Annotated in this window: 12 protein-coding genes; 7 read left to right on the top strand and 5 right to left on the bottom strand. The window is 60.8% G+C overall.

Translation table 11 applies throughout. From position 1 onward, the window contains the following. Nucleotides 1–203: 203 nt before the first annotated feature. Nucleotides 204–824, top strand: a complete 621-nt coding sequence (locus IB266_RS23675; protein ID WP_192262700.1) for a LysE family translocator — start codon at nt 204–206, stop codon at nt 822–824. 224 nt (nt 825–1,048) lie between these two features. Here the strand turns inward: IB266_RS23675 and metK are convergent, their stop codons facing one another. Further along, the gene (gene metK / locus IB266_RS23680; RefSeq protein ID WP_060740245.1) at nt 1,049–2,239 is read right to left on the bottom strand and encodes a methionine adenosyltransferase; all 1,191 of its coding nucleotides are present in this window, start codon (nt 2,237–2,239) and stop codon (nt 1,049–1,051) included. 19 nt (nt 2,240–2,258) lie between these two features. Next, on the bottom strand, nt 2,259–3,254 hold the full coding sequence (locus IB266_RS23685) for an ArsR/SmtB family transcription factor (RefSeq protein ID WP_192262702.1): 996 nt from the start codon (nt 3,252–3,254) through the stop codon (nt 2,259–2,261). Between the two features lie 310 nt (nt 3,255–3,564). On the opposite strand from IB266_RS23685, the gene tkt reads away from it, so the two are divergent. From tkt to fba, 6 genes are all read left to right on the top strand, one after another. Continuing rightward, nucleotides 3,565–5,562 (top strand): transketolase, encoded by a 1,998-nt coding sequence (gene tkt / locus IB266_RS23690; protein WP_192262704.1) that lies wholly within the window; start codon nt 3,565–3,567, stop codon nt 5,560–5,562. A 165-nt stretch (nt 5,563–5,727) separates the two neighbouring features. Next, nucleotides 5,728–6,783, top strand: coding sequence for an erythrose-4-phosphate dehydrogenase (gene epd / locus IB266_RS23695; RefSeq protein ID WP_060740248.1), 1,056 nt, complete (start codon nt 5,728–5,730; stop codon nt 6,781–6,783). Nucleotides 6,784–6,807: 24 nt separating this feature from the next. After that, nucleotides 6,808–7,971, top strand: coding sequence for a phosphoglycerate kinase (locus IB266_RS23700; protein ID WP_192262706.1), 1,164 nt, complete (start codon nt 6,808–6,810; stop codon nt 7,969–7,971). A gap of 31 nt (nt 7,972–8,002) precedes the next feature. Continuing rightward, nucleotides 8,003–8,227, top strand: coding sequence for a hypothetical protein (locus IB266_RS23705; RefSeq protein WP_192262708.1), 225 nt, complete (start codon nt 8,003–8,005; stop codon nt 8,225–8,227). A gap of 56 nt (nt 8,228–8,283) precedes the next feature. After that, nucleotides 8,284–8,619, top strand: a complete 336-nt coding sequence (locus IB266_RS23710; RefSeq protein ID WP_103310280.1) for an MliC family protein — start codon at nt 8,284–8,286, stop codon at nt 8,617–8,619. Between the two features lie 274 nt (nt 8,620–8,893). Further along, nucleotides 8,894–9,958 (top strand): class II fructose-bisphosphate aldolase, encoded by a 1,065-nt coding sequence (fba, locus tag IB266_RS23715; protein WP_003177554.1) that lies wholly within the window; start codon nt 8,894–8,896, stop codon nt 9,956–9,958. 467 nt (nt 9,959–10,425) lie between these two features. On the opposite strand, the gene IB266_RS23720 is transcribed toward fba, so the two are convergent. The 3 genes from IB266_RS23720 to IB266_RS23730 all read right to left on the bottom strand — a co-directional run bounded on the left by IB266_RS23720 (nt 10,426) and on the right by IB266_RS23730 (nt 13,265). Beyond that, a complete protein-coding gene (locus IB266_RS23720) occupies nt 10,426–10,710 on the bottom strand; it encodes a fructose-bisphosphate aldolase (RefSeq protein ID WP_192262710.1) in 285 nt (94 codons plus the stop codon). An 884-nt stretch (nt 10,711–11,594) separates the two neighbouring features. Next, nucleotides 11,595–12,263, bottom strand: a complete 669-nt coding sequence (locus IB266_RS23725; protein WP_092446209.1) for a polysaccharide lyase family 7 protein — start codon at nt 12,261–12,263, stop codon at nt 11,595–11,597. Nucleotides 12,264–12,596: 333 nt separating this feature from the next. Next, complete coding sequence (locus tag IB266_RS23730; RefSeq protein WP_060740254.1) at nt 12,597–13,265, bottom strand: polysaccharide lyase family 7 protein; 669 nt, start codon at nt 13,263–13,265, stop codon at nt 12,597–12,599. Between the last annotated feature and the right edge of the window lie 160 nt (nt 13,266–13,425).

Raw genomic sequence — 13,425 nt, forward strand, 5'->3', positions numbered from 1 at the left:
AGCATCCTTGCTCGGTTGAGTATCTGAAGGCTAGTCAGCGTCCCGGCTGTTGCGAGGGGCGGAGCGTTACCGGATTTTGCGGTGCCTGGTGGCAAAGTCGCGGCGGTACAGTCCCGTAGGATTTCGTCAGGCAACTGTCCCTTGAACCCCTCGATGACCGGTGCAGAATGAGCCTTCGATCCACCTCTGCCTGGAACGCCCGAATGGACCTGCCGACACTCGCTGTTTTCATTCCGGCCTGCTTTGCGCTGAACATGGCGCCGGGGCCGAACAACCTGCTCTCTATCAGCAACGCCTCGCGTTATGGCTTCGTCCGGGCGTGCAGCGGTGGCGTCGGTCGGTTGCTGGCGTTTGCGATCATGATCGCCCTGGCTGCGGTGGGGCTCACCGCCGTGTTGCACACATCGGAGCTGCTGTTCCTGGGAATCAAGCTCGTCGGTGCCGCTTACCTGTTCTATCTGGCCGTGCAGTTGTGGCGGGCCCAGCCCGAGGCCGACAGCGAAGCCGGGCTCGCATCGATGACCCGGGCCGGCCTGGCGCGCCAGGAGTTTCTGGTGGCGATTGGCAATCCGAAGGCAATTTTGTTGTTCACTGCGTTCCTGCCGCAATTCGTCGACCGTACAGGTACCGTCACCCAACAATTCGCCGTGCTGGGCGGCTTGTTCCTCGCGCTGGAGTGCATCGCCATCGGGTTGTATTGCTACATGGGCATTTACGCGCGGCGGCTGTTCGCCCGGCCCAGTGGCAAACGCCTGTTCAATCGGATGTGTGCGGGGCTGCTCGCCAGTGCGGCTTCGTTTTTGCTGGTGGCACGGCGTTCTTGAGCGCCATGACGAGGGGATTTTGTGGGAGCAAGGCTTGCCCGCGATACAGGCGCCTCGTTACCGCAGGGACCGCGTTGTCCTCATCGCGGGCAAGCCTTGCTCCCACAGATAAATTCTCCCGCCACAAGAACCTGGCATGACTTTGCACTCTGAGTAGTCAAGCACCTGGCATGAAAAAGCCCCTGACGACCCAGTCGCCAGGGGCTTTTCCTTACACGCGGGTGTTACAGGCCGGCAGCGGCGCGCAGGGCGTCCGCGCGGTCGGTTTTTTCCCAGGTGAACGTGGTGAAGGTATCGCCATCGACGGTCCTGGTCTCTGGCGTACGGCCGAAGTGACCATAGGCGGCGGTTTCCTGGTACATCGGGTGCAGCAGGTCGAGCATGGTGGTGATGGCGTATGGACGCAGGTCGAACACTTCGCGGACCAGGTTGATGATCTTGTCATCGCCGATCTTGCCGGTGCCGAAGGTGTTCAGCGAGATCGACGTAGGCTGGGCGACGCCAATGGCGTAGGACACCTGGATCTCGCAGCGCTCGGCCAGGCCGGCGGCCACGATGTTCTTGGCGACATAACGACCGGCGTAGGCGGCCGAACGGTCAACCTTCGATGGATCCTTGCCGGAAAACGCGCCACCGCCGTGACGGGCCATGCCGCCATAGCTGTCGACGATGATCTTGCGACCGGTCAGGCCGCAGTCGCCCACCGGGCCGCCGATGATGAACTGGCCGGTCGGGTTGATGTGGAACTGGGTGTCCTTGGACAGCAATTCGGCAGGCAGCACGTGCTTGACGATCAATTCCATCACGCCTTCGCGCAGGTCTTTGTAGGACACCTCAGGGTTGTGCTGGGTCGACAGGACGACGGCGTCGATACCGACCACCTTGCCGCCTTCGTAACGGCAGGTCACCTGGGACTTGGCGTCCGGGCGCAGCCACGGCAGCAGGCCGGATTTACGGGCCTCGGCCTGGCGTTTAACCAACTGGTGCGAGAAGGTGATCGGGGCCGGCATCAGCACGTCGGTCTCGTTGCTGGCGTAGCCGAACATCAGGCCCTGGTCGCCTGCGCCCTGGTCTTCAGGCTTGGCCCGGTCAACGCCCTGGTTGATGTCCGGGGACTGCTTGCCGATGATGTTCATCACGCCGCAGGTCGCGCCGTCGAAGCCGACGTCGGAGCTGTTGTAGCCGATGCCCAGGATGACGTCGCGAACGATCTGTTCCAGGTCGACCCAGGCCGACGTGGTGACTTCGCCAGCGATGATCGCCACGCCCGTTTTCACCAGAGTCTCGCACGCCACGCGGGCGAACTTGTCTTCAGCAATGATGGCGTCCAGCACCGCATCAGAAATCTGGTCGGCGATTTTGTCCGGATGCCCTTCAGACACGGACTCGGAGGTGAAAAGGGAGTATTCGCTCATCTCGATGTTTTCCTACAAGTTACCGTTGGTGAGTGTCGCCAGTGGGTCGCTGAAAGTGGCGAACCTGGATCTGGAAACCATTACGTAAGCCTACATAGAGGCTTTCCCCGGGCACGAGGCCCGCTGCGGTGGCCCAGCGGGCCAGATCGTCCTGTTCAAAGCCGAGCCAGAGGTCGCCGCAGGCTTCCCTGGCCCAGCTCTGGTTGTGGCTGCATAACTCGGTCACCAGCAGGCTGCCGCCCGGTTGCAGCAGGCGGGCCATGTGCTTGAGTGCATCGGCCGGCGCGGCGAAATGATGCAGCACCATGTTCAATACCACGCAGTCGGCCTGCAGGCTCATGCCATCCAGTGCATCGGCCAGTTGCAGGCGCACGTTAGCCAGGGCCTCGCGCTCACACACCTGGCGCGCCAGTTCGAGCATGGCCGGGCTGTTGTCCAGTGCCGTCACCTGGCTGAAGCGCCGCGCCAGCTCCGGCAGAAAGGCGCCATCGCCGGGGCCGACTTCGATCGCCGTGGCCGCAGGCTCGAAGCTCAATTTGTCGAGCAGCGCTACCACGCTTTCACGGTACTGCGGCAAGCCGGCGATCAGGTCTTGCTGGGCGCGAAACTTCTCGGCGACCCGTGCGAAGAAGTCCTGGCTGGCGGCTGCCCGTTGCCCGTGAACCTGGGCGATGCGAGTCTGCACGTCGGTCGGCAGGCTCAGTGCGTCCACTTCGTCCAGCAGCGCCGCGTGCAGCTTACCGCCCAGCAGGTCGGTGTGGGGCAGGGCGCGACGATAGAAAATGGCGTTGCCTTCCCGGCGGGTCGCCACCAGGTCGGCCTGGGCCAGGACCTTGAGGTGGTGACTCATGCCGGACTGGCCGATGCCGAAGATCTGCGCCAGTTCCAGCACGCCGAACGAATCGTTGGCCAGGGCGCGCAATACATTGAGCCGCAACGGATCGCCGCCGGCCTTGCAAAGGGCCGCCAGCTCTTCGCAGTCGTCGTGGCGAATGGAGGGCGCGGGCAGGTTCATAGTGGGGCCGTCTGTTTCATGAGTGGTGCGGTCCGTTTCAGTGGGGCAGTCTAGTGAGGGGTTTGGATCATCGCAAGTTCAATATCAAAAAGTTTTGATATTGGATGATAAATGGCACTTCCCGATCCGTGCTTGACTCTACAGGCCATCAGCGGAAAGGTTTCACCCGGCGAATGCGACTTTATCCACCGGAAAAACGCTCAAGGATGACTATCTGTCATTGCCCCGGAGCGGGTGGGTGAGGGAAAATGCTCGCCTTTTTCAGTTTCGTTTTATTCATTCTCGATTCAATACCCGCAGGAGAACAGCGATGCCCAGCCGTCGTGAGCGTGCCAATGCCATTCGTGCCCTCAGCATGGATGCCGTGCAGAAAGCCAACAGCGGCCATCCCGGTGCCCCCATGGGTATGGCGGATATCGCCGAGGTGCTTTGGCGCGACTACCTCAAGCACAGCCCGAGCAATCCTTCGTTCGCCGACCGTGACCGCTTCGTGCTGTCCAACGGCCACGGTTCGATGTTGATCTACTCGCTGCTGCACCTGACCGGCTATGACCTGTCGATCGATGACCTGAAGAACTTCCGCCAGTTGCACAGCCGCACCCCGGGCCACCCGGAATACGGCTACACCCCTGGCGTGGAAACCACCACCGGCCCGTTGGGCCAGGGCCTGGCCAACGCCGTGGGTTTTGCCCTCGCCGAGAAAGTCCTGGCGGCGCAGTTCAACCGCCCAGGTCACAACGTCGTCGACCACCACACCTACGTGTTCCTGGGCGATGGCTGCATGATGGAAGGTATTTCCCATGAGGTCGCCTCCCTGGCTGGCACCCTGGGCCTGGACAAGCTGATCGCGTTCTACGACGACAACGGCATCTCCATCGATGGCGAAGTCGAAGGCTGGTTCACCGACGACACCCCCAAGCGCTTCGAAGCCTACAACTGGCTGGTGATTCGCAATGTCGACGGCCACGACCCGGAAGAAATCAAGACCGCCATCGAGACCGCTCGCAAAAGCGCCCAGCCGACCCTGATCTGCTGCAAGACCACCATCGGTTTCGGCTCGCCGAACAAGCAAGGCAAGGAAGATTGCCACGGTGCACCGTTGGGGGCCGAGGAAATCGCCCTGACCCGCGCTGCGCTGAAATGGAACCATGGCCCGTTCGAAATCCCGGCCGACATCTACGCCGAATGGGATGCCAAGGAAAAGGGCCGTGCGCTCGAAGCCGAGTGGGACCAGCGTTTCGCTGCCTATTCCGCCGAATTCCCCGCGCTGGCAAACGAGCTGGTGCGTCGCCTCAGCGGCGAGCTGCCGGCCGACTTCGCCGAAAAAGCCTCGGCGTACATCGCTGAAGTCGCCGCCAAGGGCGAAACCATTGCCAGCCGCAAGGCCAGCCAGAACACCCTGAACGCCTTCGGCCCATTGCTGCCTGAGCTGCTGGGCGGTTCGGCCGACCTGGCCGGATCCAACCTGACCCTGTGGAAAGGCTGCAAAGGCGTCAGCGCCGAAGACGCCAGCGGCAACTACATGTACTACGGCGTTCGCGAGTTCGGCATGAGCGCAATCATGAACGGCGTCGCGCTGCACGGTGGCCTGGTACCTTACGGCGCCACTTTCCTGATGTTCATGGAATACGCCCGCAACGCCGTGCGCATGTCGGCGCTGATGAAAAAACGCATCCTGTATGTGTTCACCCACGATTCCATCGGCCTGGGCGAAGACGGCCCGACGCACCAGCCGATCGAGCAACTGGCGAGCCTGCGTTGCACGCCGAACCTGGACACCTGGCGTCCCTGCGACGCCGTGGAATCGGCAGTGGCCTGGAAATACGCCCTCGAGCGTAACGACGGCCCATCGGCGCTGATCTTCTCCCGTCAGAACCTGCAGCACCAGAACCGCGATGCCGACCAGATCGGCGATATCACGCGCGGCGGCTACGTGCTCAAGGACTGCATCGGCGAGCCTGAACTGATCCTGATCGCCACCGGCTCCGAAGTCGGCCTGGCCGTCCAGGCCTACGACAAGCTGACCGAGCAGGGCCGCAACGTACGCGTCGTGTCCATGCCGTGCACCAGCGTGTTCGATGCCCAGGAGGCTGGCTACAAGCAGGCGGTGTTGCCGCTGCAAGTCAGCGCGCGGATCGCCATCGAGGCTGCCCATGCCGATTACTGGTACAAGTACGTGGGCCTGGAAGGCCGCGTGATCGGCATGACCACCTACGGCGAATCGGCACCTGCGCCGGCGCTGTTCGAGGAGTTCGGCTTCACCCTGGAAAATATCCTGGGCCAGGCTGAAGAGCTGCTGGAAGACTAAGTCCAGGAATGCATCGCCAGTTCTGACGTTATCGCGGGCAAGCCTTGCTCCCACAGGATGTGCACACCCACTGGGAAATGCCATCCTGTGGGAGCATGGCTTGCCCGCGATGACAATGGCATGTTCAGCGCCACATTCATGGATTCACCCAGGCCAGAGAACCCCATGCCCCAACCGCGTCCCTACAAAGTTGCACTCAACGGCTACGGCCGGATAGGTCGTTGCGTCTTGCGTGCGTTGTTCGAGCGAGGGGCCAAGGCCGATTTCGAAATCGTGGCGATCAATGACCTGGCCGACATGGCCAGCATCGAATACCTGACACGCTTTGACTCCACCCACGGCCGGTTTCCCGGTGAAGTGCGGGTCGAGGGCGATTGTCTGCATATCAATGGCGACTGCGTGAAAGTGCTGCGCAGTGCCACCCCCGAAGGCATCGATTGGGCGTCCCTGGGTGTCGACCTGGTGCTCGAGTGTTCCGGTGCCTACCACACCCGCGAAGACGGCCAGCGTTTTCTCGCTGCCGGCGCGCCACGGGTGCTGTTCTCCCAGCCGATGGCCAGCGAAGCGGATGTCGATGCCACCATCGTCTACGGCGTGAACCAGGATTGCCTGACCGGCGAAGAGCTGCTGGTGTCCAACGCGTCCTGCACCACCAACTGCGGCGTGCCGCTGTTGCGCCTGCTGGACCAGGCCATTGGTCTGGAATATGTGTCGATCACCACGATCCACTCGGCGATGAACGACCAGCCAGTGATCGACGCCTACCATCATGAGGACTTGCGCCGCACCCGTTCGGCGTTCCAATCGGTGATTCCGGTGTCCACTGGTCTGGCGCGCGGCATTGAACGGCTGCTGCCGGAACTTGCCGGGCGAATTCAGGCCAAAGCCGTGCGGGTGCCGACGGTCAACGTGTCCTGCCTCGACATCACGATGCAGACCGTGAGCGATACCGACGCCACCGAGGTCAACCGGATCCTGCGCGAAGCCGCCACCAGCGGCCCGCTCAAAGGCCTCCTGGCTTACACCGAGTTGCCTCACGCCAGTTGTGATTTTAACCATGACCCCCATTCGGCCATTGTCGATGCCAGCCAGACCCGTGTTTCCGGGCCGCGGCTTGTGAACATCCTGGCCTGGTTCGACAACGAATGGGGGTTTGCCAACCGAATGCTGGACGTTGCCGAGCATTACCTGCAAACCGCTTCGAAAAAACCTGCTCTCTAAACAGTTACCCAGGAATTGCGACCCATGACCGTGTTGAAGATGTCCGACCTCGATCTGCAAGGTAAGCGCGTACTGATCCGCGAAGACCTCAACGTCCCCATCAAGGACGGTGTTGTCACCAGCGACGCGCGTATCCTGGCTTCGCTGCCGACCATCAAGCTGGCCCTGGAAAAAGGCGCGGCCGTGATGATCTGCTCCCACCTGGGCCGCCCGACCGAAGGCGAGTTTTCTGCGGAAAACAGCCTCAAGCCGGTAGCCGATTACTTGAGCCGTGCCCTGGGCCGCGACGTGCCGTTGGTCGCGGACTACCTGGACGGCGTCGATGTGAAGGCCGGTGATGTCGTGCTGTTCGAAAACGTGCGCTTCAACAAGGGCGAGAAAAAGAACGCCGACGAATTGGCCCAGCAGTACGCCGCGCTGTGCGACGTATTCGTGATGGACGCCTTTGGCACCGCTCACCGCGCCGAGGGTTCGACCCATGGCGTGGCGAAATTCGCCAAAGTCGCCGCCGCAGGCCCGTTGCTGGCGGCCGAGCTGGATGCACTGGGCAAGGCCCTGGGCTCTCCAGCCCAGCCGATGGCCGCCATCGTGGCCGGCTCCAAGGTCTCCACCAAGCTGGACGTGCTCAACAGCCTGAGCCAGGTGTGCAACCAGTTGATCGTCGGTGGCGGCATCGCCAACACGTTCCTCGCCGCCGCCGGTCACCCGGTCGGCAAATCCCTGTACGAGCCGGACCTGCTGGACACCGCCCGGGAAATCGCCGCCAAGGTCAGCGTACCGCTGCCGGTGGACGTGGTCGTGGCCAAGGAATTCGCTGAAAGCGCGACGGCCACTGTCAAGTTGGTGGCCGACGTGGCCGACGATGACATGATCCTCGACATTGGTCCGCAAACCGCAGCCAACTTCGCCCAATTGCTGAAATCCTCCCAGACGATCCTGTGGAACGGCCCGGTTGGCGTGTTCGAGTTCGACCAGTTCGGCAACGGCACCAAGGTGCTGGCCCAAGCCATCGCCGAAAGCGCTGCGTTCTCCATCGCGGGCGGCGGCGATACCCTGGCGGCCATCGACAAATATGGCGTGGCCGCGCAGATCTCCTACATTTCCACCGGTGGCGGCGCATTCCTCGAGTTCGTCGAGGGCAAAGTGTTGCCGGCCGTGGAAGTCCTGGAAAGCCGGGCCAAGGCCTGAGGCTGCGTTGACCAGGCAAAGGAGTGTTCTGATGGTCAAGACGTTCACGTTGCTGCTGGCGACAACGATGCTGGTGGCTTGCTCGAGCAGCCCGCAGGCTCCGGCCCCGCAAACCGGCACGCCGACGCCCGAAGAAGGCTGTTACCAGGCCGACTGGCAGGCCGAGACGAATCCGGTGCTGAACAAGCGTTCCGGACCGGACGGCCTGGACAAATACGAGACGCAAACCCCGGCCAAGGAACATGGTTGTCCTTGACGGGTCTGACTCTTAACTCATGGCGGGCGGCGTGTGCCGTCCGTCGAGGAACACGGATGAAAGGCTTGATCGCCGTTATGGCGTTGGCATTGCTGGCCGGTTGTTCGCAGCTGGGTTTTTTGCAGTCGTCCGAGCCCGTTGCAGAGGGCTGGACGAGTTGGACCTGTGACAGCGAGGCCAAAGTGCTCTGGCGCTACACCGATGCCGCCCGCAAGGAAGTCGATGTACGCCTGGGCGGCGCCGATAAGGTTTATCGCCTCAAGCTTGAGCCGGGTGCTGAAGGTTCGCTGTACAGCGATGACATGCTGGCATTTCACGTCAAGGGTGAAGAAGGCCTGGTGTACTGGGTCGCCACCAATGACTTGATTGGGCGTGGCTGCAAGGCGCAGTAATACGATTGAACTGATCCACAGAGATCCAAATGTGGGAGCAGATCCAGTGTGGGAGCGAGCTTGCTCGCGATAGCGGTGTACCAGGCAACAGTGATGTTGAATGTACCGCCCTCATCGCGAGCAAGCTCGCTCCCACACGGATCGCGTCAGTATTTGGATTTAGCGATACCGAACACGCAGCTCGGGCCAACCCCCGATCCGCAATGACTTGAATAGCCGCCGCCGCTCCGGCAGGCTGGCACGATTAACGACCCTCGACCGGGAGAGAGACACAATGGCACTTATCAGCATGCGTCAGATGCTGGACCACGCAGCCGAGTTCGGCTACGGCGTTCCAGCCTTTAACGTCAACAACCTTGAGCAGATGCGCGCCATCATGGAAGCCGCTGACAAGACTGACTCTCCGGTGATCGTCCAGGCTTCGGCCGGTGCCCGCAAATACGCCGGCGCGCCGTTCCTGCGTCACCTGATCCTGGCGGCGATCGAAGAATTCCCGCACATCCCGGTGTGCATGCACCAGGACCACGGCACCAGCCCGGACGTTTGCCAGCGCTCCATCCAACTGGGCTTCAGCTCGGTGATGATGGACGGTTCCCTGGGTGAAGACGGCAAGACCCCGACCGACTACGAATACAACGTCCGCGTTACCCAGCAGACCGTGGCCATGGCCCACGCCTGCGGCGTTTCCGTGGAAGGCGAGCTGGGTTGCCTGGGTTCGTTGGAAACCGGCATGGCCGGTGAAGAAGACGGCATCGGTGCCGAAGGCGTGCTGGACCACAGCCAGATGCTGACCGACCCGGAAGAAGCGGCGGACTTCGTCAAGAAAACCCAGGTCGACGCCCTGGCCATCGCCATCGGCACCAGCCACGGCGCCTACAAGTTCACCAAGCCACCTACCGGCGACGTGCTGGCCATCGACCGCATCAAGGAAATCCACAAGCGCATTCCCAACACCCACTTGGTGATGCACGGTTCGTCCTCGGTACCGCAAGAGTGGCTGGCGATCATCAACCAGTACGGCGGCGACATCAAGGAAACCTACGGCGTGCCGGTTGAGGAGATCGTCGAAGGTATCAAGTACGGCGTGCGCAAGGTCAACATCGACACTGACCTGCGCCTGGCCTCTACCGGTGCCATGCGTCGTTTGATGGCGACCAATCCGAGTGAGTTCGACCCGCGTAAGTTCTTCGGCGCTACTGTGACGGCCATGCGTGATGTGTGCATTGCGCGGTATGAGGCGTTTGGGACGGCGGGTAATGCTTCTAAGATCAAGCCGATCTCGTTGGAAGCGATGTATCAGCGGTATTTGAAGGGTGAGTTGAACGCTAAGGTCAACTGAGGCTTCAGTGTTGTGAGAAAACCCGCAGTGATGCGGGTTTTTTTATGTTTTGGGTTTGTGTGTATATCCGTTTCTTGGGTAACGGCGGCTTATGGTTCCGCCCTTACGGCGGGTTACTTTTGGCAAACGCCCCAAAAGTAACCAAAAGGTCTTTGCCCCACCACTCGGCACCTCGCCTAGGCTCGGTGTGCCCTCACTCCGGCATTGCTCCGTGGGCCGCCGCGAAGGGCCATCCATGGCCCAGCGCGGCTATCCCGGCATCCATGCCGGGATGCCCACTACGCAATACCTGCGTTCGGCCAGCGTGGTTAATGGGGCCCCCAGATCAAAAGCCCGCCGAGGCGGCCTTATAGCCGACCTGATTCTTGATGTGATCGCGTTTCTCCTGTGGGAGCGGGCTTGCTCGCGAAGGCACTGTTACTGTCGATGAAGATATTGAGTTTGCAGGCTTCTTCCTACGGGAAGCTTTACTGCCCTTCGAGCCCGCGCTGTTCAATCACGCCAAAAACATCCGCTACATCCTGGACCATGATTCGGGCGATGTTGGTGATGGTGTTGATGTCGGTCTCTGCTGAATCGCGCAGTGTGGTGCAGGCCATCAGCGTCAGGTAGTCGAGGGTGGCGTGCAGGCGTTCGCTGGCGCAGGCGTGGAGCTCGGGCAGTGGGGCGGTTTTATCGATGAACAGGACGGGTTGGGTGGTGGCGATTGGGGTTAGCGGGGTGAAGCTGTTGGACGATTGATTCGATGTCATAAGGTTTAATTCCTCAAGAAAAAAGAAATGCCACCTTTTCGCTGCGAAACAAACGGGTGGCAGCTACGCGCGGGTTCGCAGACCGAAGAGGAATCAAACTCGGCAGACCCAAAGATCTCCCGCGCGCAACCGCCATAAAATGAACGCGGGCAAGTTTGCCTGAATTTTCATTCGACGGTGTATTCCTCAATGGGCTGCGAAACCCTCCCACCGACCAAAGCCAGTAGGTGAACCAAACTATAGAAGGGGATTTTTGACGCAACAACCGACCTGTAGGACGCCCACAACCCCCGTGGCGAGGGAGCTTGCTCCCGTTCGGTGGCGCAGCCGCCGTAAATCCTGGGCATGGGGCTGGTCTGACGAAAAGAGGGGGTTGCTTCGCAGCCCAGCGGGGATAAATCCCCTCGCCACAAAAGGGGGGATTCCTACGAGATTTTCAGAAGGTCGGGGGAACGATCAAAATCTCCGACCACCCCACAAATCCTAGTCGGCTGTCAGGCCGCCATCGCGAGCAAGCTCGCTCCCACAATTGGATCGGAGTACGACCGTGAGGGCCAGGCCGGCTGGCAGGCCGCCTCGCGGTGGACGTTGATCTCGGCGCCCCGTTAACCACGCTGGCCGAACGTAGGTATTGCGCAGTGGGCACCTCGGCATGGATGCCGAGGTAGCCGCGCTGGGCCATGGATGGCCCTTCGCGGCGGCCCACGGAGCAATGCCTACGTTCGGGCATGCCGAGCCTAGGCGAGGCACCGAGTGGTGGGGCATAAAGCGTTTTGCTTACTTTTGCGCTTCTCAAAAGTGAGCCGCTGTAAGAGCGGAACCGCCAGTAGCCGTGACCGCAGCAATGGATATACACACGGTATCTCTCTATCGAAGACACACAATCAAGTGTTGTGATCGATATCCAACTTGCTGAACGTCACCTTCCCACCTTCGCTGGTATAGCCACTGTTGTCCTGCACATACACACCAGCCTTGAAGTACAACGGCTTGACCTTCCATTTGGAACTGACGGTGGTGTACCAACTACGACCCGCCGCAGTAATACCCAGGTCACCCGTACGATCAAGGTGAAGCCGATAACTGAAGGACTGAGCCAGCTTCACGCCGGACGCGACGGTGATAACCCGACCCTCATCGTCATCGGGACGCATGCGGACCTTGGCAACGATGTCGCCAGTCTTGCCGTCATCCTTATACTGGTACTCCAGTTTCACCATGGGTTTGCTGCTGTCCTTGGCATGAATCTGCCCGATCACGATCTTGCCGCTGCTGGGCACCTGGTTGACCACCAGGGTCGCGCTCAATTTATTGTCGGCGTCAGGGTAGACCCAGTTGCGCAAGGTGCCGTCTTTATAGGTTTCCCGTAATTCACTGCGCGGGTAGATCGCGTTTTCGGTCTTGGTGCCGGTGACAGGCGACCAGAAGTACACCGTGCTGCCTTCTGAGTTGAAGTACTTATCCTTGAACCCATCCACCAGTCGAGGCGTTTCGATGGTTTTCGGTGGGCTGCCCTCGGGGATGCTCAGGTTCCAGGTTGCAAGATCGACCATGTTCGGATCCTTTCTGAGAAGAAGAAATGATTTACGCCACAGCCGGAGGGCTCTAAGACGCGCTTTTGCTGAGGCCAAGAAGGGGGCGCGAACGCGTATTTGGCACGTTCGTACGGCGGAGGGTTGGCGTCAACAGTCCGTCAGAGTTGCGTTTACCGGTTTGGTGCCCGAGATAGACGACCGTTAGTCGGCTAGTAGGAATTTTTCGGGAACATGGCGATATGGCATCTGTCTATGGCGCCCTGTTGTAGGGCGTCAAGCAGCGGATACGGAGGTTTTTGTCGCACGAGGCAAGCAGCGTCCCTGCTGCTATGGCGCTACGAGAGGGCGCAATCAGAGGTTGTGATCGATATCCAGCATGCTGAAGGTCACTTTCCCGCCTTCGGTGACGTAGCCGGTGTTGTCTTGCACATACACGCCTGCCTTGAAGTACAGCGGCTTGTCGCTCCAGGTGTTGCTGATGTTGGTATTCCACTGATAGCCGGCGCCGTTGATGGTCAGGACGCCGGCGGGGCTGAGGTGAATCAGGTAGGAGAACGACTGGTTCAGCTTGATACCCGTGGCGATGGTGATGACCTGGCCCGATTCGTCATCGGGGCGAATGCGGACCTTGGCGACGATGTTGCCGGTGGAGCTATAGGTCTTGTACTGGTACTCCAGCTTCACCATGGGGCTGGTGCTGTCCTTGGCGTGGATCTGGCCGATCACGATCTTGCCGCTGCTGGGCACTTGGCTGACGGTCAGGGTGGCGGCCAGTTTGTTGTCCGCCGCCGAGTACAGCCAGTTGCGCAACGTACCGTTGCTGTAGGTCTCCCGCAGTTCGCTGCGCGGGTAGATCGCGTTTTCCGTCTTGGCGCCGGTCACCGGTGCCCAGAAGAACAGGGTCCCGGTTTCGGAGTTGAAGTATTGGTCCTTGAACCCCTGTACCAGCAGCGGGGTTGAAATGGTTGCCGGTGGGCTGCCCTCTGGGATGCTCAAGTTCCAGGTTGCGAGATCGATCATGTCCAGGTCCTGCGTGTCGAGATGTAAAGGTGGACGCCGTAGCGGGAGGCTTTAAACCGCCCTTTTGAAGCGTTTCGGAACGCTGGACTGGGCTTTTTCTTGTTGACCGTTCGGCGAATGTTTGACGTCAATTGTCCGTCGATTGGGTCTTTGCAGTTTC

The sequence above is a fragment of the Pseudomonas sp. Pdm06 genome, assembly GCF_014851795.1.
Lineage (GTDB): Bacteria > Pseudomonadota > Gammaproteobacteria > Pseudomonadales > Pseudomonadaceae > Aquipseudomonas > Aquipseudomonas fluorescens_AA.

Bases quoted from the DNA above. Each gene is read 5' to 3' on its own strand.
- epd (WP_060740248.1), top strand. From the start codon at position 5,728: ATGCCCCAACCGCGTCCCTACAAAGTTGCACTCAACGGCTACGGCCGG.
- IB266_RS23700 (WP_192262706.1), top strand. From the start codon at position 6,808: ATGACCGTGTTGAAGATGTCCGACCTCGATCTGCAAGGTAAGCGCGTA.
- IB266_RS23685 (WP_192262702.1), bottom strand. From the start codon at position 3,254: ATGAACCTGCCCGCGCCCTCCATTCGCCACGACGACTGCGAAGAGCTG.
- metK (WP_060740245.1), bottom strand. From the start codon at position 2,239: ATGAGCGAATACTCCCTTTTCACCTCCGAGTCCGTGTCTGAAGGGCAT.
- tkt (WP_192262704.1), top strand. From the start codon at position 3,565: ATGCCCAGCCGTCGTGAGCGTGCCAATGCCATTCGTGCCCTCAGCATG.
- fba (WP_003177554.1), top strand. From the start codon at position 8,894: ATGGCACTTATCAGCATGCGTCAGATGCTGGACCACGCAGCCGAGTTC.
- IB266_RS23710 (WP_103310280.1), top strand. From the start codon at position 8,284: ATGAAAGGCTTGATCGCCGTTATGGCGTTGGCATTGCTGGCCGGTTGT.
- IB266_RS23705 (WP_192262708.1), top strand. From the start codon at position 8,003: ATGGTCAAGACGTTCACGTTGCTGCTGGCGACAACGATGCTGGTGGCT.
- IB266_RS23720 (WP_192262710.1), bottom strand. From the start codon at position 10,710: ATGACATCGAATCAATCGTCCAACAGCTTCACCCCGCTAACCCCAATC.
- IB266_RS23730 (WP_060740254.1), bottom strand. From the start codon at position 13,265: ATGATCGATCTCGCAACCTGGAACTTGAGCATCCCAGAGGGCAGCCCA.
- IB266_RS23725 (WP_092446209.1), bottom strand. From the start codon at position 12,263: ATGGTCGATCTTGCAACCTGGAACCTGAGCATCCCCGAGGGCAGCCCA.
- IB266_RS23675 (WP_192262700.1), top strand. From the start codon at position 204: ATGGACCTGCCGACACTCGCTGTTTTCATTCCGGCCTGCTTTGCGCTG.